The following is a 20,795-nucleotide window of genomic DNA, read 5'->3' as shown; positions in this document are numbered from 1 at the left end:
GAGTTTACAACAAATGCAAGTAGCTACTATACGAACATTTGAGTTTAGATCAAAGATTGTAAGGTTAAATCTTCCATCCAAATAACCACGCACTCTACCTGCTTATCTGGGTAGACTTCTTGCACTAAGGTTTTATAGATCAACATTTGCTTTTTTATTTCATTTGATGAGGAAATAGAAACATTATGGTGTGATTTATAGTCAATTATGATTGCTTTGTCTTCTGTTATGCACAGTCTGTCTAGCCGCACTAATACTGGTTTTCCGTCAATTGTTCCACTAAGTAGAATTTCTGATTTGCCCTCCAAGTCGAACAGGTAATCATATTTTTCATTAAAGGTTAATATTTTGCTGTAAATTTCATCCTTATCTTCACTAGTGTTTATGCTATCAAGATATTTCCTGACCCAATTTTTTCTCCTGTCTTTCTCTATCTGGGGCATATATTGCAATATACTGTGAATTATTAAGCCTCTTGCATAGCTGTCTGTCATCCCAATGCTCCTTTTTGTCATTCCAGCATTCTCATCTGTCATCCCAGTGCTTGACAATGGCTTTTTTTCTCCAGGTTCCAGAGTCACGTGCTGCAATGAAATTGATAGGTTTGATGGAGGTGAAATCACTGGAACATCAAAATAATCACGTTTTTTATAAATAGAAGGGTAGTTTGCATTCATGCATAGCACTTCAACTTTTTCTTTAAATATCGGCTGTAAGTATAGTTTTTTCCTCTCATATAATGCTCCATATTGAATAACTAGATCATACCAAGAGCCCTTTTGCACTGGCTCTTTGCCTAAAATGTATAACTCATCTTCAGCACGCGTAAGTGCCACGTACAGCAAACGCAAATATTCGTTATAATCCTCTAGTTTTTTCTCTCTTTTTACTTGATTACAATAAGCATTACTATTTTTGCCACACCAAAAAGGTGCTTCCGTTGCATCAAACAAAATATTTTCGCTGTTTCTTGGTACTGTATTTGTGTCAACTAAAAACACTATTGGAGCTTGTAGACCTTTTGATTTATGAATTGTCATTATTCGTACAGCATTGAGTTCTGATTGCATATCGTTTTTAATCTCAGGATTATTTTCTTTGATCCACTGAACAAATGCTTGAAGAGATGGGTGCTCAAATTGCAATATGAGGTTCATAAATTCGTCTAGAATCTCGAAGCACTCAAGACCTAGCCTTGCAGCAAATTTCTTCTTGCCTGTGCGCAATATATGCGTGAATAGTGTAAGGGGGGATTCTGTCTGAGATAAATTAATTAGATAGTTTAATTCATTAGAGATAATCTCCTGATAATCTTGAAGTTTTTCCCACAACGACTGTTCTTTACGATCGTATGCAATATTGAATAAATCATCCTCAGTGAAGTTAAATAGCGGTGATTTTAAAACATTTGCAAGAGCAAGATCATTTGCCTGGAGGAGCAAAAATTCAGCTAAAGCTATTAAGTCTTGCACAGCTATGTAATCCATAATTCTAAAATAATCTCGGCCTATAACTGGTACATTTACTTTTTTTAGTTCACTTATTATGTAGTCAACTAGCGCATTTCGTTGCCGTACCAAAATCATAATGTCCCTTGGTTCTATATGGCGATCTTTGGCGACTAAAATCCGCCCTTCGTTTAACCAATTGTGAATTCTTTGGGCTATTGCCTGAGCAAGTAATCGATCCTTTACTACATAATCTTTCCTCTGTGTTAAATGAATTTGTAAGGCTTGCTGCTCTTCCTCTTCATATCCTGGCAGTAACGGCCAAATTTCAATGTATCCTTGATCGTTTTCTCTATATGGAATATGTTTTATCTTGTTATCATTGAAAGATATTTCTTCACGAAAATTGTTAAATATTCTGTCTACAAGCATCAAAACTTCTGGAGTTGAGCGAAATGACTTTTCAAGTTGACATGATACCCAATCTCTGCCACCGGTTTTCGTGTGAAAATATTGCTGCATGTAATTAAATAGATGGGGATTTGCTCCTTGAAATCTGTAAATTGATTGTTTTACATCGCCAACAACGAATAAAGTTCTCTTTTCGTCACCACCGGTAAAAAATTCATTGCAGAGATTTGTTATAATTTTCCATTGACTGATACTATTGTCTTGTGCCTCGTCAACAAGAATGTGGTCTATTTTTTGATCTAGATTAAACAATATCCAATCTTTATAGCCTGGATTGCTAAGGAGATTTGTTGCTAAATTGATGATATCATCATAATCAAGCAGTGCATTCTTTGATTTTTCACTATTATATAGATCAACATATACTTTAAATATACTAAGTAAACTACTGGTTCTTGCGAATATTTGATAAGAATTTATATCCTTTACATGGGTAAACAATGCATTTTGAATGCTTTCTATCATTTGCTCTACGTCTTCAAATTTTTCCAAAGCACCCTTTGTTATAATGGATGATATGCTCTTTTTTTCGTACGATTCTGATTTGAGAAATACTTTAGCTAAGTTCTCTATCTTGTTGTCATCCCAGTGCTTGACACTGGGATCCAGAAAAAAAGAAATACGGATCCCAGTGTCAAGCACTGGGATGACAACATTTGGTACGGACGATTTTGTGCTATTACACCAATCATAAAGTATCGCACTGTAACTCTGATCTCTTTTGCTGCCCTCACTTAATATTTTAGCTAATCTTTTTATCTGCTCAATCGTTTCACTCTGTAAATCGTGAATCTTATCTGGGGCACTTAGTTTATCTTTGATATACCCTAAATTATTTTCTAGAGCTGATCTCTTTATACATAAGGTATAGAGCAAATCACTCAGCTTGTTTTCATCAATTTCAGCTGCAATGATATTTATATCGTCCTGCACAGTTTCATTATGAAGCGTTTTTTCAAATACGATGGAATGCAATTCTTTACATTCGCTCAACGTACAATTTGGAGCGATACCAGCTTCTGTAGGAAAGCTGGAGATTAATTTGTAACAAAAGGCGTGTATAGTTTGAATATTAAGACCAAGATTTTCCAGTTCAGAAAAAAGCCTTCTTGCTCTTGTTAAATAATCTTTATTTTCTCTGGTCACACACTGGGCTAATTGTTCTAAATCTGCGACCAATATACCCTCTGGACATATTGCCCACTTACTAAGTGTACTGTAAATGCGATCCTCCATTTCATTTGCTGCAGCATTGGTAAATGTTAAGCAGAGAATATTTCTCTTATTCTCTAATAGAAGTCTTAATACTCTGTCTATTAAGATCTTTGTTTTACCTGTACCAGCTGATGCACTTACCCATACAGAGAAGTTAGGATTTATGGCATTTGATCTCATTAGGAGTGTATAAGGTTTGACTGAAGTGGCATTTCAAGTATAGTAAATAAGATAGTGTTAGTGAAGATATACAGATGGAAAGTTTTTGTGTAAAGGCTCCTGCAAAGATCAATCTTTTTTTACATATTATAAATAGAGAAGAAAGAGGGTATCATTTAATTGAAAGTTTGGTTGTCTTTGCTAAACTTTCTAATTTTTTAGAGATAAAAGTAGGAGAAAAAAACTTTAGATATGATAACTCTACAGTTGAATTTGTAAATTCTGAGTTTAGAATAAATTATCGATATAATACTATAACGAAAGCAGTGATTCTACTGCTTAGGCATGCTCCTGTACGCACTAAAGTCACTGTGAAGGTTGTAAAAAATGTACCAATTGCTGCGGGATTTGGTAGTGGTTCCTCAGATGCTGGAGCTGTGATACGCATGCTAGGAGAGCTTTGGAACATTGATAGGCAAATTTTAAATGATATAGCTTTAAGCGTTGGTGCTGATGTGCCTGCAAGTATAGATAGTAAGCCAGTTTTTGTCAGAGGTGTTGGTGAGGAATTATGCCCCATTAAACAATGCTCTTTACCCACAAGTCTGGTACTTGTGAAACCGAAAAAAAAGTTTTTGAATACATCAGAAGTATTTTCCAAGTATAAAGAGGATTTCTCTCAGCCAATTAAGTGGAGTGATAACACTGAGGAGAATTTGTTAGAGCTTCTTAAAGAGACAAAAAATGACCTGCAAGAAGCAGCAATAAGTCTTGTACCTGAAATTCAGAATGTAATATCAACACTAGAGTCACAAGAAGGCTCTATACTTTCTCGTATGTCAGGTAGTGGTGTAGCGTGTTTTGGAATGTTTGATAGTGAAGAAAGTGCAAAAGCTGCAGCGGCAAATATCAAAAAGGAATATCCAGAATGGTGGGTGTGCGACACGGAATTAATAGTTTGATTTATGCCCTTAATTTCCAAGAAGAAAAATCTTATAGATGGTTACAGGGAAGAAAGATTTTGGGTAAATAATCAAGAATATCATAGCTCAATTATAATTTTTCCTGAAAAGGTGATTGAATTGAAAGAAAGTGATATAAATAACAAGGAGTATTTTAAATCTTTTTTGACAGAGGAAATAGAGATTTTGATAATAGGTACTGGTAAGATACGCGATTGTTCAATGAAGTCTTATCTTATGGAGCAAAAGAATTTAAATTTTGAATTTATGACGACGGGTTCTGCATGCAGAACCCATAACGTTTTAATATCTGAAGATAGATTTGTTGTCAGTTATCTGATAGCATGTTAGAGATATTTACACAGAGTTTTTTTATAAACAGTCTAATTGCGGTAATTATGATTAGCCTAGTCACAGGAGCTCTAGGGTCATTTATGGTATGGCAAAGGTTATCGTATTTGGGTGATAGTTTGTCCCATTCTTCATTGCTTGGTATTGCACTTGCTTTGATCTTTAATATCAGCCCATCAGTAAGTATAATGCTCATTGCAATTATGTTTGCTATACTACTTTCTCTTAATTTTAATAAATTATACTCTGCTGATACGATATTGAACATAGTTACCAATGTAGTTTTATCATCGAGTTTAATACTTATGTCTTTTCTTCCATCAGGTAATAATAGTATTATTAGCTCACTTTTTGGTGACATATTAATGATTGACCAAAGTAATATAATATCAATTTTTCTAACCTCCGTAATAGTTACTTTGATATTAATATTTAGATGGCGCTATTGGCTGATGATTTCGATTAATCAAGATTTGGCAACAGTTGAGAAAGTAAATGTTAATTTTGTTAGGCTAGAATTTTTGATTATACTCGCTATCTTTATTGCAATTTCTGCTCAATTAATAGGAATATTACTCATTGCTGCATTTTTGTTAATACCTGCTGCATCAGCAAGACTCATTTCAAAAACTCCAATGCAAATGATTATTGTTGCAACAGTTTTTTCTGTGATTTCTGGAGTATCAGGTTTGATATTATCTGCAAGTTTTGACTTATTAACTGGACCTGCAATTATACTTATCGCAGCTGTGTATTTAATCATTGCTTATTTTATAAGATTGGTGTTAAGTAGATCGACTTAATTTTGGTCTCGGAAGTTCATAATTCATTAACAAATGAGTGTAACTATCTGAGCGTAAAGTAGTTTTTGCTACGTTGTTTTTATGTGCTAATTGTTAATTTGTGGAGTGAAAGATATGGCCGAAGGATTTTTTTCTAGATATATAGGACAGCCTATAAAAAATTTTTATAATTATGTTACGGGAAAGAAAGAAGTGTCTGATGATATGCAGAATACAGCAAATCAAGAAAGCTCAGAATTGTTGGAAACTGATGTGCAATCAAATGATGTACCACCAAGTAGTGATAATATAATATGGATGGCATGAGAATCACGCCATCTAAAGTTAAAAAATTCCTTGAGAAACCAGATACTTTAAGTGGTGTATTAATTCGTGGGAGTGACAATAGTAAGGTCGATATTTTTGTACAGGAAATAATTGCCAACTTGAATGAGTATTCAGTTCAGGTGATGGATTTTGCAGTAGTGAATAAGTCGCCTGGCTTGTTATTTTCCGAGTTGGCAAACATTTCGATGTTTACTAAAAAAAGGTTAGTTAAGCTGATAAATGTCAGTGGAAGTATATCTAAAGAGTTAAGAAACATATTGGATAATAATATAGGCGATCATTATATAGTAATGATAGCAAATGATCTTCCATATAGTTCTACAACTAAAAGTTATATGGAAAGCTCAAAAATTTTCGGTGTCATTACCTGCTATAAGGACAGCGGTAGTAATCTTTGTGATATTATATCAAGTTACTTGAAACAAAATGATATAGAGTGCACAAGTGAGATAATCTACCACTTGCAGTCTTATTTTAATCATAGCAAACTGCCTATATATTCAGAGCTTGAAAAATTAGTTTTATATCTAGGAAAAAGAAAAGATCTTAAACTTGCTGATATAGATCTATGCTTTTCAACCTCCGGCAATGATTATGTTACACTTGATAATCTGTGCTCTGCAATAGTGAGTAAAGACATGGGACAATTCATCAAAATTTCCGATGTATTGATATTACAAGAGAATTTTTCACCGATAGCATTAATCCGTATTATATCAAATTATTTTCTACGGCTAGAAAGCGTTTTGCTGTTAATACAAAATGGAATGAATGAACAAGCTGCAATTGACCAGCTGAGTCCTCCATTGTTCTTCAAACAATTGCAGAGTTTTAAATCTCATTTGAAAAGTTTGCAACTTTCAGAACTTAAGAAGATCTTAGAAAATTTGATGAGCTTGGAAGTGACCTGTAAAAGAACTGACTTGGACCATAAAATGATCTTTCAGCATGAGATTAACTATTGGTGTTATTCGTTCAGCAGAGTAGTAAAATAAGGTAGACGAGAAAAAACAACTAAATGTTGTCATGAAAGTAGCTGACACTGGGATCCAGAAATATGGGATATGTATAGAAGTTATTTTAAAATACAACGTTTTGGCGAGATTATGGATTCCAGTGTCAAGCACTGGAATGACAGGAGCAGAAACTGGAATGACAAGAAATCTAATATTTGCACATTTCCTGAACAATACTTATTGGTGTCATTCAAATACATTCGGTGCATTTAAACCTTTTGTATGATTTTCTTCTAACCTTGCAACGATGCTCTCTCTACCGATAAAAATTAATAATTTAGCGAGTTTTGGACCTGTTTCTGTTCCTGTTAAAGCGAGGCGCAACTGCATAAATAGATCTTTTGCCTTTATATCAACTGTCTGTCGAATATTTTTAACCCACTCTGATAATGTGTTTTCATTACAATCACCTTGAGGTAATGTACTTAGCGCTATTTTTATAAATTCTTTATTAATAACCATAGGCTCTATATTGGATTTACATACTTGCCACCATTTGGCCACCTCAGAAAACCTGTTTATGTTGTTTCTTATAAAATACCAAAACTCTGAACCAATTTGACTTAAACGATCTTGCACCATTTCAAATGGCATTTGTTGCAGCACTTTGCTATTTAGCTTATACATTTCACTCAAGCTGAATTGTAAAGATGCTGAGCTAAATTTTTTGATATCAAATGAGTCAATTAAAGGCTGCATATCAACATGAGCTTCTATTGGATCAGATGTTCCAAGTTTTGCTAAATAGCTAATTAGCGCCATTGGTTCAATCTCATCTTCTCTTATGGACTTGACATCCAGCCCGCCTTTCCGTTTCGATATTTTGCTATCATCAAAGTGTAGTAGGGGAAGGTGGGCAAAGATAGGAATTTTCGCTTTTAATGCTTGAATCATTTGAATCTGAACTGCGGTATTAGTTACATGATCTTCCCCACGTACAACATGGGTTACATTAAAGTCAATGTCATCAATAACAGAAGGTAGCATGTACGTATAAATTCCATCTTCTCTTTTTACTACAGGATCGCTGATATGAATTGTTGCAATATTTATTTCGCCTTTAACTTCATCATTCCATTTTACAGTTTTATTTCTATCCAATTTAAATCTGAAATGTGGTTTTCGCCCTTCTTGCTCATAACGAATTTTCTCTTGCTCAGTTAAAAGCAACGCACCTTTATTGTAAATAGGGGGAAGACCTTGTTTTAATTGCAATTTTCGTTTAGTGTCTAATTCTTCTCTTGTTTCATAACATGCATAAATATGACCTTCTTTCATTAACTGTAAGAACACCTCGTTATAGCGCTCAAAACGCTCTGATTGCTTAAAACTTGAATTCCAATTTATGCCAATCCATTTTAGGTCTTCTATGATATTATCTACATATTTGATATCTGAACGCTCAAGATCAGTATCATCAAAACGTAGTAAAAATTTTCCATTTTGATTACGTGTGTACATCCAACAAATGAGTGCAGTGCGTATGTTTCCTACATGTAGGTAGCCAGTTGGGCTTGGAGCGAATCTTGTTAGCATTTAAATGATTACTTTAGTTTATTTTAATTTTATATAAATGTACTGCTAAAGCAAGATTCTTCTTTGTCTTGGTGTTAGTTGCTACAAAGTACAGCGAACATGAAACCTTTTTGTTAGAGTTCCATGATCTGCCTAAAATACTCTGAAAGCACGGCTTTAGTTATTTACTCTAAATATATTATACGTATACTTGTTATTAAATTAAATTTGAAATGATAAGAAATGAGTGAATTTAAATCAATCCGCAATATTGCAATAATTGCACACGTTGACCACGGAAAAACTACTTTACTTGATAACATGTTAAAACAAAGTGGCACGTTTCGTGAGAATCAAGAAGTTCAAGAACGAGTGATGGATAGTGGTGATCAAGAACGTGAACGTGGGATTACAATACTTGCAAAATGTACGTCAATAATGTGGGGTGATGAGAAAATCAATATCATTGATACACCAGGACATGCGGATTTTGGTGGAGAAGTGGAAAGGGTGCTCTGCATGGCAGATGGTGTATTACTACTGGTTGATGCTGCAGAAGGTCCAATGCCACAGACTAAGTTTGTGTTGTCAAAAGCACTAAAGGCAAATTTAAAACCGATTGTGATAATCAATAAGGTTGATCGACCAGACAGCAGAATTGATGAAGTACTAAATGAAATATATGAGTTATTTTTTAACCTTGATGCAACCAACGAGCAACTAGATTTTCCAGTACTCTATGCTTCAGGTAGAAATGGTTGGTGTGCTAAGGAGCTATCTGATGAGAGAAAAGATTTAAGCCCATTATTTTCAACGGTGATAGATTACATAAAACCTTCCGTTTATGATCAAAATGCACCTTTTGCTATGCTAGTTACTTTACTTGAATCTGATAAATTTCTTGGCAGAATATTGACAGGAAAGATCTACCAAGGAATCGCGCAAGTTAACTCAGATCTTAAGGTAATTGATCTTGATGGTCAAGTGGTTGAGCGAGGGAGATTAACTAAGTTACTCTCATTTTCTGGCTTAAAACGCGTTCCAGTAGAGCAAGCTGTAGCTGGTGATATCATTGCCATTGCAGGACTTGAGAAAGCTTCAGTTTCAGACACTATAGCAGCACCAGAAGTTACAACTGCGATCAGCTCAACTCCAGTTGACCCGCCAACAATGGCGATTACTATAAGCGTTAATGACTCACCTTTTGCTGGTCAAGAGGGAACAAAACTTACCTCAACTGTTATAAAAGATCGTTTATATGCAGAAGCAGAAACAAACGTTGCAATTACTGTAACTTTGGCTCCAAGTGGTGAAGCATTTGAAGTAGGTGGACGTGGTGAGTTGCAGCTTGGGGTACTGATTGAAAATATGAGAAGGGAAGGTTTTGAACTTTCAGTTTCACGGCCTCGAGTGCTGTTTAAAGAAGAAGATGGCAAAAAACTTGAACCTATAGAGGAAGTAGTAATTGATGTAGATGATGAGTATAGTGGAATCATCATGGAAAAACTTAGCTTTCGAAAAGGTGAAGTAACTGACATGAGACCTTCTGGTAGTGGCAGAACTAGGTTGACATTTTTAGTGCCATCAAGGGGATTAATTGGCTATCAAGGAGAATTTTTAACTGATTCTCGCGGCACTGGTATAATCAACCGTTTATTTCACAGTTATGCTCCACATAAAGGTTCAATTTCCGGAAGGCGTAATGGGGTTTTAATTTCAACAGACAAAGGTGAAGCAGTAGCGTATGCAATTTTCAATCTGCAAGATAGGGGAATTATGTTTATTAAGCCACAGGATAAAGTATATTGTGGCATGATCGTCGGTCAGCATAGTCGTGACAATGATTTAGAAATAAATGTACTTAAAGGTAAGCAATTAACAAACGTAAGAGCTTCAGGTAGCGATGAAGCTATAAAGCTTACTCCACCAAAAATAATGACATTGGAGGATATGATAGCATATATAGACGATGATGAATTGGTAGAAGTAACTCCAAAATCTATACGTTTGCGTAAGAAGTTCCTCGATCCAAATGAACGTAAACGTGCAGGAAGGGCGAAGAATAAAGAGTAATCAACGTTTCTGATAAAAATCTGGATGAGCTACTCGGATAACACCATCATAAAGGGAACCAGTGTCAGTTACTTGAGCAGGTACTGGGATGACAAGAGAAGGCTACAAAGGTGTCATGCAAGTAGCTCATCCAGATTTTTTATAATCATCGAAAACATTGTATTTTAACATTACTTTTATACTTATAAGTTTCTAGGCACTGGATTTGTTGTAGACTTACTATTTACTCTATCACTTTACCCTCTTATTTTACCACTCTCCTGCCTATATATTTTTATATGAGGCTTTTTGCAAAAGTTTCGCATTTTTTGTAACATGATTTTCAGTATGTGTAACCTAAATGCAAATTGATCACGAAACTAGTGTAATTATTGAGGCAATAGAGAAATTTGGTGGTGAGGCAAGGCTTGTTGGTGGGTGTGTTAGAGATTCAATTTTGCAGCGTGAAATTCACGATATTGATCTTGCTACTAATCTTCTGCCTAATCAAACAATTAAAGCGCTCAAGCTTTGCAATATAAAGAGTATTCCAACTGGCCTGAAACATGGAACTATCACTGCAATTTTACACAAGAGGTCCTTTGAGATTACAACGCTAAGGCATGATGTAAAGTGTGACGGTAGACATGCGAAGGTAGAGTTTACTAATGATTGGCAAGCTGATGCTTCAAGGCGCGACTTTACGTTTAATGCTCTTTATGCAGACAAGCATGGCCATATATACGACTACTTTGGTGGCATTCAGGACTTAAAAGCACGAAAGTTAAACTTTATAGGTAACGCTGAAGATAGGATTAAGGAAGACTATCTACGTATTTTAAGAGCGTTTCGTTTTCACGCTAAAATATGCATAGGAGATTTAAGTGATGAAATATTGGATGTGTGCAAAAAGCATTCGCACATGATTCAAAACCTCTCTGGAGAGAGAATAAGAGAAGAAATATTTAAATTGCTGGAATGTGATAATCCTGCTCCGACATTTAAGAGCATGCAAAAATCTGATGTTTTACAAAAAATCATTCCAAAAGAAGTAAAATGTGAAATTTTATCTTCACCACTTCTTATCAACACTAAACCTCTGACAAAATCCTCAGCGTATGTCCATACGCCTTTCCTAGATCCCACAATCGATGCACTAACAAAATTAGCGTTGCTTATTAGGACTGCTGAAGATAGAGTTAGTCTTGGGGAAGAAGTGAGCAAGTTTTTACGTCTTTCAAATAAGCAAAAGAAAAAAATATTATTTTTATTATCAAACAATATCAAAACAGAGCTTTCAGAAAAAGAGCAAAAGAAATACATATCTTTATTTGGTAAGGAATTATATTGTGACTTAATGAAGATTTGTGGTATTGAGTCTGGAATAAATGTTGATGAGTATATTTCATTTGCTAAGATGTTTAACATTCCAAAATTTCCTTTATCTGGGAATGATTTAATAATTATAGGTCATCAACCAGGAAAAAATTTAGGTAGAAACTTGGAATTGCTACGACAACATTGGGAAGACAGCTCCTACACTTTAACAAAGGAGGAGCTGATACTTTATGCTAAAAGTTTTATCTAGACGTTGCTTCTTGCTTCACACTTACCGGAGTGCTATTAGTGTGACTCATGGAAGAATTAGGTGTTAATTTGTATTCTTTTTTAGCTTTTTCTGTTAATTGATACTCGTTTACTCCTCCTTGAGTCTGATTACACATTCCCTGATCTGGGGATAAAAATTTATCTCTTATACTTGATGCTAGTTGTAATTCTTGAATCTTATCTGAAAAACATTTCATTCTACCTTTTATTAACTCCTCCGAAACAATTTCTTGGAGATTGCTATTATCTTTGCTATGAAAGTTGTTCAAGACAGAATCTGTAATTGCATTAGCAGCTTCCTCATCCCAACTTAAATTTTTCATGCATTTTTTAATAGAAAGTAACAGCTTGTCTTTTAACACACCATCACGTAACTCCTTATCTATATTTCCAATATTACAATATTTTTTGACAACTCCTTTAACTTCAGCTTCTATGATATCCCTTGCGGATCTTGTCAAATTACTTTCCAACAACTCAAGTAACTGATCACTTTTAAATTTATAACCATTTTGATGTGATAGAGATTTTATAGTTTCCTCAAGCACTTTATGGCAAAAGTGTTTTCCTTCAAGTTCAGGAAAACCTTCTTTCAACTTTGCATTTTGATCAGATAAAAAATCTTTGAGACTCTTATTCTTATTCACAAAAAGATTCTTGGAATGCTTCAAAAATTTTGAAGTGGTTGATTTTGCAGTAGATACTATACTAATTGCATCTAACTCTTTAGTTTTTACTTGTGCTTTAGTTTTTTTATTCATACCTTCTGACTTTTTACCAGCATCTTTTTGCTCATTTTTTAACTTTTGTTGTCCACTTTCAGGTCTTGAAACTTCAGTTTGTTTATCTTTTGATGTCAAACTTTGATTAGGTATTTCTTTATTATTTCTAGTAGAAAATGTTGTAATATTTTCTGTTTTTTTTGCACTTGGATGTTCAACTTGTTTTTGTAGCTTTTTATTTTCCCCTTGTGAAGATTTTAATTTTCCCTCCAAATCTGCCTTTTGTTTCTTTATTTCAACGTTACTTTCTTTTAATTTCTGTACTTTTTCTTTCAATTCGTTAATTTCACTTTCTAATTCTTTTTTCTCTTTTTCAATGGTATTTAGATTAGTCTTTTCTTTCTCTAATTGTTGTTTAAGATTCTCTACTTCAGCATCTTTTCCCCTAGCTTGTTCTTTCAATTCATTAATTTCACTTTCTAAATCTTGTTTCTTTTTTTCAATGGTATTTAGATTAGTCTTTTCTTGCTCTAATTGTTGCTGAGTACTTTCCAATTTTTTTCTAAATTCAGCATTTTTTTCCTCAGCTTGTTTTAATTCTGCTTGTTGTTGCTTAAGTTGATTTTCTAATTGCTTTATTTGAGTATCAGATTCGTTTTTTAACTTACTAACTTCATTCTCAAGTTCTGTTTTTTGCACTCGTAGGTTTTCATTCTCTTTCCTCACAGTTTTATTTATATCTTTATTTTCATGAAATGACTTTATTAAATCCTCTTGTTCTTTTATTTTTTGGTCTTTTTTAAATATAGTTTGCTGTTGTTCGTTCTTTTCAATCTCCATTGCTTTCTTAGATTGATCTAATATTTCATTTAACTGCATTAAGTTATTAATTTTTGAGTCTTTTTCTTCTACGTCTAATAAAAGCCTTTCTTTTTCATTCGCAAATTTTGTGCTGAGGTTAATTAATTCTTTATTCAAATGTAATATCTCCTCAGACTTTTCCTTGAACTGTGCTAAAAATTCTTCTCCTCTTTTTTGTGCAATTTCTACCAATTCACTATAGTTCTTTTTAAGTCCTGCAAGTTTAGACTTTAACTCTTCATTTTCTAATTCTAAGTCTTCAATCTGCTGTGCTTGTGCTGCAAAAAATTTAGCAAATATTTCTTTTTCCTCTCCTAATGATTTTACTTGTTCTTTAAGTTTAGTAATTTCTTTCTCTTTTTTAGTTAATTCCTGATTTAAATTTGACTGATTTTCCTCCTTCTTACTACCTTCTTTCAACTTTTCTTTTAATCTCTCATTTTCATCCTTCAATTCCTTTTCTCTGTTAGAATTTAAAAGATCATCAGTCTGAACCACATTATCTGCAATATTGTAATGTAGGATACTCTTTGCCCATTGATTCCACTTTTCTGGCAACATTCGTCCAATTGTTTTTAGATATAGCCAAGCAAGCACAGTGGATAAGCTGTATTTTTTTTCCTTTTGTTTAATACTAGGTTCGTAATTAACCTTATTGTTAGCATTCAGCATAAAATTACCTAATTTTCAAAGTATTGAAGTTATATATATTAATATAATTATTAAATAAATAATAATATAAATGTTAAATTGTATGAAAATTTTTATAGATTTTAAGTAGAAATACACATGTGCGTAAGCACAGAATTTGCTTTTTCTATTGCTCTTGCTAACATTTCTTGTTCATTGTAATGATTCTTCACATTGATTACCTGAGCTGACAAATTTGCAGGAAAAGTGACTAAACTAACTTCCCATAGCTCCACTTGTTTTAACACTCGAGCTCCGCTTTCATGATCAACATCATACTCTATTGGTATATAGCCAATCGAAAGCCCGTTAATAGTTCCAGTTTTTAGCATTAAATATGCTTCCTCTGCTTTTTGAATACCAAAAAGCAAATGTGCAGTTATATATAGGCCAATATCATTTTCGCAAATATCTGTAATATTACCTATAGGCTCACTTGGGTTGTGCTGCCAAAGAAGTTTTATCTGACTTTTATTTAAGTTGTTCTTCAATGCTCCTGGTAATATCAGATCATTTTGCTTATCAACTATATTAAAAACGCTCGCATAGCCAGAAAATACTCCGTTTTCTTCTATGCTTTTTATTGACAATGGTGAATAGAGAAATTTCTTATTCATAAGTCCTCCTTGTAAATTATGGTATTGGGTTTGCCAGCGCTCTGAGCCAGCTTAAAATGTTGTATAGATTGTTTTCCTATATCTCAGGATGAGTATAAGGCACTACAATATAATTCTATTGTATGCAGTGCTTTGAAAATGGGGAAGTACTTTTTTAGTTATAAAATTTGTCATTTTATATACATAAGGGTAGGGTTTGTTGCACATTGGGTTGTTCAACAGCAGCGTTTTCTAGATTTGTAGAAACAGCTTCGTTTGTAGGAGTAATTATTTTTCCTAGAAGGAAGCCAAATCCCAAAGAAACAGCGGCTATAAAACCATTCATTAATGACTCTGTCCATGTTTCTCCCTCGTATTCTTGATAGATTTTAGAATATATCATTATTGGCTTCACTCGGGTTTAAATTTCTTTCCAACTCTTCTGATGTTTTCTCCCCAGCATCTTGGGATTTTGTTGATGAACTTTTCTGTAAGTTTTCTAATTCTTGTGCGTCCATCAACACCTCACTATTAAAGCTTAAGTACAAATCATACAGCACTATAATTGTTTAGTCAAGGTAAATACTAGTATATTAAGTAAATATTTACTATATTAATATGATGCTTAAATTCACAACTAATTGTTTAGGGGAATAAAAAGATTGTGTTTTGTAGGTGATTTGCGTAGCGGAAGGTGTTACCCCAGTTTTACAACACCCGGGGTAACGATAAAGAAGGAAGTAGAGAAAGTTATATGTAATAGTTTAAAACTATTACAAGTTTATATGCTCTGTCCTTGAATATTTTGTTGTTCAGTGGTAGCATTTTCCAAATTTGTAGAGATAGGAGCAAACATCCTTCTCGCTAAAGCCGTTGACAATGTAGCACCAATTCCAGCTCCAATTGCAGCTATAAAACCAGGGCCTAATAATTCCATATTTGTTTCAGTGCTGCTGCTAGTTATATTGTTAGTTAACATTATCGCGCCTGCTCCTAAGGCTGCTACTAACCGAATCCTTGACGGTTTACTTGTTGCATCAAGAGAATATTGTACTACTTCTCTAAGCCCTGAATTCCTGTTTTTTAACGCTACTGCTATTGATACTGGTAATATGACCATTATTGGAATGGATAATAGTCCTCCAAGTGTTGTACCAATAATTTCACTCACTTTTGATTTTCCAAGATTAACTCCTAAGGCTGTTATACCTAATACTCCAATTGAGGTGATAATCCTTAGATTTCTCTCTTCCATTTCTCTCACATGCGCCTCATATTGTATTGTAGCTTCTGCTAACGCTAACCCAATACTATTTGGTTGCTGTGGAATCTGATTTACTCGCCCTAACTCTTGTGAAGTTTTCCCTCCAATACTTTTGACGGCATCTTCTAAGTCTAACAATGATCTGTTATTTAACCTTACGTTATCTTGACTATCACAAAGGATAATGTAGTCTAAAATTGTCATTCTCAGATCACTCATTTCTATATCATCATTAATATGATCTTTTAATTCATCGATAATCTTTAATGCTCGCTCTTTCATATCTTTTTCTTCTTCTGCATTAATTGGTGCAAGTATGAGAAAAATTATTCCAAGCAACTCTTGTTGTAAGTTTTTTAAATCCATAATAATTATCATTAATATTGAGTTAAATAATATGGTACTATAGTTACTTAATCAAGTTAATTATTAAGATATTAAAGTATAAGATACCAAAGAGTAATATCCTTAGCCGTAAAATACAAAAATAACTGACGGGTTCTTTATAATTAGAAATATTAAGGAATTTACTAAATAAAAAAGGTAAAAGAATGTTATCTACTTTTCAGAGTCAGCTATTTAGCTAACTCTGAAGAGTAGGAAAGAGCTATATGCTCTGTCCTTGAATATTTGTTTGTTCAATAGTAGTACTTTCCAAATTTTGTAAAGATTCAAATTCTTCTTGCATATCCAGTATGTCTTCTATTACTTACTGATCTTCATCTTTTTCTTCTAATTGAAATGCTGCTGCTTCTTGAGGTGTTTCTAGCAGTTTTTTTAATATTTCTGTGCGCAGTTTCTCTGTTATTGATTTCCACTGTAGCATTACTAGCATTTCATTGTGCAGCACTGACATTTTCTGTAGTGTTTTCACTTTTTCTGACAGTCCTTTATTTTCTTTTTGCAATGCTTCTATTTTTCTTTGCTGATACTGATTATCTGAATTTGTCATTGGTAATCCATGCATAACCTACTTCAAGTTAAAATTTAGATATTATTAATTAAGTGATACAGTTTCTTTAGTCAAGATAAGCATCAATATATTATAACATTAGGATTAACAACCAAAAGAATAGAATGAAATATCAGGCAATATCCTCTATAATTAAACTTTTAAGATGGAAAAATGACAATTCGTGTAGGAATTAATGGTCTTGGTAGAATAGGCAGAAGTGTATTGCGTGCTATTTTTGAAGTAGAAAACTATAGCGAGCAAATAGAAGTTGTGGCGGTAAATGGGTCGCTCAGTGCTGAGCAGCATGCACATTTGATTAAATATGACTCTGTTCATGGCAAATTTAACGGCGATATTGATTTTAACGAGTCTGAAAATTGGCTATCTATAAATGGCAGGAAATTTTCTTTATATAGAGAACGTAGCCCTGAAAATATTCCTTGGAATGTTGATGTAGTGCTTGAATGCACTGGTGCATTCAACAAGCGTGCGGAAGCAGCAAAGCATAATGCAGAGAGAGTAATTGTCTCTGCTCCAGTTTCAGATGCTGATGTAACTGTAGTTTACGGCGTAAATAACGATATGCTAAAAAAGGAGCATAAAGTGATCTCAGCAGGTTCTTGTACTACAAACTGTCTGGCTCCGATTGTACACGTTTTACACTCCAATTTAGGCATAAAAAGCGGTTTTATGACCACTATACATGCCTATACGAATGATCAAAATATTCTTGATGGCAACCATAGAGACTTACGTAGGGCAAGAGCTTGTGGCCTTTCTATGGTGCCAACTACAACTGGAGCAGCAAAAACAATTGGTTCTGTCATTCCTCAGTTAAAGGGTAAGCTAGATGGTACTGCTATTAGAGTTCCGGTTAGCAACGTTTCTATGGTTGATTTTAAATTTTTAGCTGATAAGAGAGCAACAACTAAGGAAATAAACGAAATATTTAAGAATTCAGCAAATCATGTGCTTTCCGTATGTAACGAGCCTTTAGTTTCAATAGACTTTGTCCATAACCCTTATAGTGCAATTGTGGATTTAGCTGGTACATATGTCACAGGTGATATCTGTAGAGTTGCAGCGTGGTACGATAATGAATGGGCTTTTTCACTGAGAATGTTAGACATAGCGTTATTGTAAAGTATGAACGAAAACTCACAAAAATATGCTTCATTTTATGAGCACTTTGCGGAACTTAGAAAAAGGGTTATTTTTTGCTTTCTATTTTTTTGTGTTACCTTCGGGTTTTGTTACTACTTTAAAGAAAATATATACCGCTTTTTACTTGCACCTTTAATAGAAGTTACAAAAGATAGCAATGATTTTTCTCTAATCTATACAGACTTAACAGAAGCGTTTTTTGTATATCTCAGGGTTGCAATAATGAGTGCACTGTTGTTTTCTTTTCCTGTGTTTGCATGGCAATTCTACATATTTCTAGCACCTGGCTTATATAAAAGAGAAAGGGCAGTGTTATTGCCATACTTAATTGCAACACCGGTTTTGTTTGTAACGGGAGCCGCTGTAGTTTACTACTACATATTTCCCTTAGCCTGGAAATTTTTTATTGCTTTTGAACATAGCGGTAAATCTTTCGGTATACCAATAGAGTTTATGCCATCAGTTAGTGAATATTTAGACCTTGTTCTTCAATTTATGTTTGCATTTGGCACTGCATTTCAAATTCCAGTTATACTCACCTTAATGGTAAGAGTAGGGCTAATCACTGCACAAAGTTTGTCAAATAAACGGAGAATTGCGATAGTGGTAATTTTCATTATTGCTGCAATCTTAACTCCACCTGATGTACTAAGCCAAGTAGGGCTTGCAATTCCAATGTTGGTATTATATGAGCTCTCTATCCTGATATGTAGATATATTGAGAAGAAAGCAAAGGATTGAATCAAGAATATTATTTATAAACAAAGAATGAGCACCGGAGCACTTTTTCTTGAACATTGAAGTGGGATTATGTAAACTGCCCTTATTGATTTTTTAGTAGACGCCAAGTGAATTAAAATATTACGAGGTGTGTTATGATAATAGTTGTTGGTGGTCAAAAAGGTGGTACTGGTAAAACGACCATAGCCACAAATATAGCGGTGATGCGTGCTAGGGAAGGTAGAAATGTCCTTCTCTATGATCTTGACCCATTAATGCTAGCTACCTTGTGGGCATCCCTGCGAGACAAGGACAAAAGTTTACCGAAAATTAACAGTATTCACAAGGTGTTAGGCCAAATTAACATTGGTGTAGTAATCAGAAATGAGCTACAAGCTTTACAGTCCAAATATCAAGATATTATTGTTGACGCAAGAAGAGCAGATGAAACTTTAAGGGCTGCCTTATCATTAGCTAATCTAGCTATATTTCCCATTAATCCATCTGGGATTGATATGTGGACGTTTGACACTCTGAGCAACTTAGTTAACGGTACTCAAAGTTGTAATAAAACCTTTAAAGCAAGAGTGCTATTTAATGGAGTACACACCAATCCAGGTGCAGCTAAAAAACACATTGAAGAATGTGATGATTTTTTAAGTGAATTTGACAACTTAACAAGGTTCGATAGTTTTTTAAGTTGGCGAGCTGCAGTTCAAGACGCCTCTGGCGAAGGTATGGCAATTGTTGAATATAAACCATTAGATTTAAAAGCAATTAGGGAAATTGAATCTGTTTATGAGGAAGCCTTATCTACTGTTAGAAAATCAGAGCCAGCACAGTCAGTGTTAAGGTTGCCACCTAGTTTACATCAAAAATTGAGGGAAATAGCCTTTATAACAAAAGATACAGTTTCTAACATTGGATTCAGGGTTTTAACGGAATACATTAAAACTTTAGAGAAATAAGAAACCAATCAAATCCTAATAGTCGGAACATGATGGAATAGGTAAAGTAGCGAGGAGATGTGAATGCCAGCAGCATATAGTTATGATTTAAGGAAAAAAGCATTGGATGTAGGGGAAAGTAGAGCATTTGTAGCCAAGAGGTTTAAAGTTAACATTCTATGAATGGCAAAAAGGTGCAAGAAAATAGGCGATTTTAAATCAAAATATAGATCCAATAGAGCGTGATTGATATCTTGCTAGTAATAGTGTAACAGCTTTTATTAAGATATTTTTTTGCCATACGGCAGCAATAACAAAATTAGAAAATTGATGGCTGAATATGTTGGCATTGATAAACAGTATATTATGCTTCAAGCAATATTTACTTTAGTAGCTTCTACAACTTTTTTTAGTATAGCTTCTCCTTGGTGCTGTGTACCAACAGCAGTATTTGCACTTGCTACGTGTTTCTTTGTTAAAAATGATGTACATGCTGCATTTTCTGCAAAAGAACTTTCTCCTGAGTTTGCCGAAATTATTACTGAAAAAGTAGTAAATAATGTTGAGCTCAATGCAGAAGACAACTCTCAATCGAGAAGCTACTTGTATGAGACTGTGTTATATAGCGAAACTAGATTTCACTTTTACACACCTAGATAAGGGATAACAGCAGACACTAGAATGACAAAATCGTTATTCTGCTACGCATTATCGCCGTGTAACTATAGCTATATATGAACTAAAAAAGTAATACTCACTAGATCTTAATATTTTAGATCTATATTTCAATAAAATATTACAATTAGTATGCATGATCCATTTAAAAGTGAGGATTATAAAAAAATCTTGATTCTCTGATCAAAGCTATAAAGCTAGGAAATTCAGAGAAACAATATGATAAAACAGTAACAGATTTATCTCATGCTTTAGAGGGTTTTACAGATAAGGC

The 20,795-nt window shown here is 33.9% G+C and carries 19 protein-coding genes and 1 pseudogene; 12 read left to right on the top strand and 8 right to left on the bottom strand.

From position 1 onward, the window contains the following. Positions 1-44: 44 nt before the first annotated feature. Positions 45-3,314 (bottom strand): UvrD-helicase domain-containing protein, encoded by a 3,270-nt coding sequence (locus OM967_RS00535; RefSeq protein WP_264337341.1) that lies wholly within the window; start codon positions 3,312-3,314, stop codon positions 45-47. A gap of 74 nt (positions 3,315-3,388) precedes the next feature. On the opposite strand from OM967_RS00535, the gene OM967_RS00530 reads away from it, so the two are divergent. The 5 genes from OM967_RS00530 to holA all read left to right on the top strand — a co-directional run bounded on the left by OM967_RS00530 (position 3,389) and on the right by holA (position 6,731). Continuing rightward, on the top strand, positions 3,389-4,255 hold the full coding sequence (locus tag OM967_RS00530; protein ID WP_211908036.1) for a 4-(cytidine 5'-diphospho)-2-C-methyl-D-erythritol kinase: 867 nt from the start codon (positions 3,389-3,391) through the stop codon (positions 4,253-4,255). 3 nt (positions 4,256-4,258) lie between these two features. Continuing rightward, the gene (locus OM967_RS00525) at positions 4,259-4,606 is read left to right on the top strand and encodes an Mth938-like domain-containing protein (RefSeq protein ID WP_211908037.1); all 348 of its coding nucleotides are present in this window, start codon (positions 4,259-4,261) and stop codon (positions 4,604-4,606) included. After that, complete coding sequence (locus tag OM967_RS00520) at positions 4,600-5,409, top strand: metal ABC transporter permease (RefSeq protein WP_264337340.1); 810 nt, start codon at positions 4,600-4,602, stop codon at positions 5,407-5,409. Before OM967_RS00525 ends, OM967_RS00520 begins: the two co-directional genes overlap by 7 nt. Before the next feature lie 114 nt (positions 5,410-5,523). After that, the gene (locus tag OM967_RS00515; RefSeq protein WP_264337339.1) at positions 5,524-5,715 is read left to right on the top strand and encodes a hypothetical protein; all 192 of its coding nucleotides are present in this window, start codon (positions 5,524-5,526) and stop codon (positions 5,713-5,715) included. Then, positions 5,712-6,731, top strand: coding sequence for a DNA polymerase III subunit delta (gene holA, locus OM967_RS00510; protein ID WP_264337411.1), 1,020 nt, complete (start codon positions 5,712-5,714; stop codon positions 6,729-6,731). Before OM967_RS00515 ends, holA begins: the two co-directional genes overlap by 4 nt. Positions 6,732-6,938: 207 nt before the next feature. On the opposite strand, the gene gltX is transcribed toward holA, so the two are convergent. Next, positions 6,939-8,288 carry a glutamate--tRNA ligase gene (gltX, locus tag OM967_RS00505; RefSeq protein ID WP_264337338.1) on the bottom strand — a complete coding sequence of 450 codons (1,350 nt, stop codon included), beginning with the start codon at positions 8,286-8,288 and terminating at the stop codon, positions 6,939-6,941. A gap of 222 nt (positions 8,289-8,510) precedes the next feature. On the opposite strand from gltX, the gene typA reads away from it, so the two are divergent. Both typA and OM967_RS00495 read left to right on the top strand, forming a co-directional pair. Further along, on the top strand, positions 8,511-10,340 hold the full coding sequence (typA, locus tag OM967_RS00500) for a translational GTPase TypA (protein ID WP_211908041.1): 1,830 nt from the start codon (positions 8,511-8,513) through the stop codon (positions 10,338-10,340). Between the two features lie 340 nt (positions 10,341-10,680). After that, positions 10,681-11,907: a CCA tRNA nucleotidyltransferase gene (locus OM967_RS00495; RefSeq protein WP_250120383.1), complete on the top strand. Its 1,227-nt coding sequence runs from the start codon at positions 10,681-10,683 to the stop codon at positions 11,905-11,907. Here the strand turns inward: OM967_RS00495 and OM967_RS00490 are convergent. The 6 genes from OM967_RS00490 to OM967_RS00465 all read right to left on the bottom strand — a co-directional run bounded on the left by OM967_RS00490 (position 11,900) and on the right by OM967_RS00465 (position 17,027). After that, on the bottom strand, positions 11,900-14,182 hold the full coding sequence (locus OM967_RS00490; RefSeq protein ID WP_264337337.1) for a coiled-coil domain-containing protein: 2,283 nt from the start codon (positions 14,180-14,182) through the stop codon (positions 11,900-11,902). The genes OM967_RS00495 and OM967_RS00490 overlap by 8 nt on opposite strands. 101 nt (positions 14,183-14,283) lie before the next feature. After that, positions 14,284-14,817, bottom strand: coding sequence for an HK97 family phage prohead protease (locus tag OM967_RS00485; protein WP_264337336.1), 534 nt, complete (start codon positions 14,815-14,817; stop codon positions 14,284-14,286). Between the two features lie 175 nt (positions 14,818-14,992). Then, the gene (locus OM967_RS00480; protein ID WP_211908044.1) at positions 14,993-15,199 is read right to left on the bottom strand and encodes a hypothetical protein; all 207 of its coding nucleotides are present in this window, start codon (positions 15,197-15,199) and stop codon (positions 14,993-14,995) included. Beyond that, positions 15,186-15,314, bottom strand: a complete 129-nt coding sequence (locus tag OM967_RS00475; RefSeq protein ID WP_256438227.1) for a hypothetical protein — start codon at positions 15,312-15,314, stop codon at positions 15,186-15,188. Before OM967_RS00475 ends, OM967_RS00480 begins: the two co-directional genes overlap by 14 nt. Positions 15,315-15,577: 263 nt before the next feature. Further along, the gene (locus tag OM967_RS00470) at positions 15,578-16,426 is read right to left on the bottom strand and encodes a hypothetical protein (protein WP_264337335.1); all 849 of its coding nucleotides are present in this window, start codon (positions 16,424-16,426) and stop codon (positions 15,578-15,580) included. Between the two features lie 343 nt (positions 16,427-16,769). Beyond that, the gene (locus OM967_RS00465; protein WP_264337334.1) at positions 16,770-17,027 is read right to left on the bottom strand and encodes a hypothetical protein; all 258 of its coding nucleotides are present in this window, start codon (positions 17,025-17,027) and stop codon (positions 16,770-16,772) included. A 159-nt stretch (positions 17,028-17,186) separates the two neighbouring features. Between OM967_RS00465 and gap the strand changes: the two genes are divergently transcribed. From gap to OM967_RS00440, 5 genes and pseudogenes are all read left to right on the top strand, one after another. Continuing rightward, entirely contained in the window at positions 17,187-18,158 is a 972-nt protein-coding gene (gene gap / locus OM967_RS00460) for a type I glyceraldehyde-3-phosphate dehydrogenase (RefSeq protein ID WP_211908049.1), read from the top strand. 3 nt (positions 18,159-18,161) lie between these two features. After that, positions 18,162-18,920 carry a twin-arginine translocase subunit TatC gene (gene tatC / locus OM967_RS00455; RefSeq protein ID WP_211908050.1) on the top strand — a complete coding sequence of 253 codons (759 nt, stop codon included), beginning with the start codon at positions 18,162-18,164 and terminating at the stop codon, positions 18,918-18,920. Positions 18,921-19,054: 134 nt separating this feature from the next. Further along, positions 19,055-19,867 (top strand): nucleotide-binding protein, encoded by an 813-nt coding sequence (locus OM967_RS00450; RefSeq protein ID WP_250120371.1) that lies wholly within the window; start codon positions 19,055-19,057, stop codon positions 19,865-19,867. Between the two features lie 63 nt (positions 19,868-19,930). Next, positions 19,931-20,083: pseudogene (locus tag OM967_RS08080) on the top strand (IS630-like element ISWpi11 family transposase); the annotation flags it as partial. A 93-nt stretch (positions 20,084-20,176) separates the two neighbouring features. Then, positions 20,177-20,506: a hypothetical protein gene (locus OM967_RS00440; protein ID WP_250126924.1), complete on the top strand. Its 330-nt coding sequence runs from the start codon at positions 20,177-20,179 to the stop codon at positions 20,504-20,506. Positions 20,507-20,795 lie beyond the last annotated feature (289 nt).

Source organism: Wolbachia endosymbiont (group B) of Dolichovespula media, from assembly GCF_947179505.1.
In the GTDB taxonomy this organism is placed as follows: domain Bacteria; phylum Pseudomonadota; class Alphaproteobacteria; order Rickettsiales; family Anaplasmataceae; genus Wolbachia.
The sequence above is the reverse complement of the archived record's forward strand: the minus strand, read 5'-3'. Positions and strand labels throughout refer to the sequence as shown.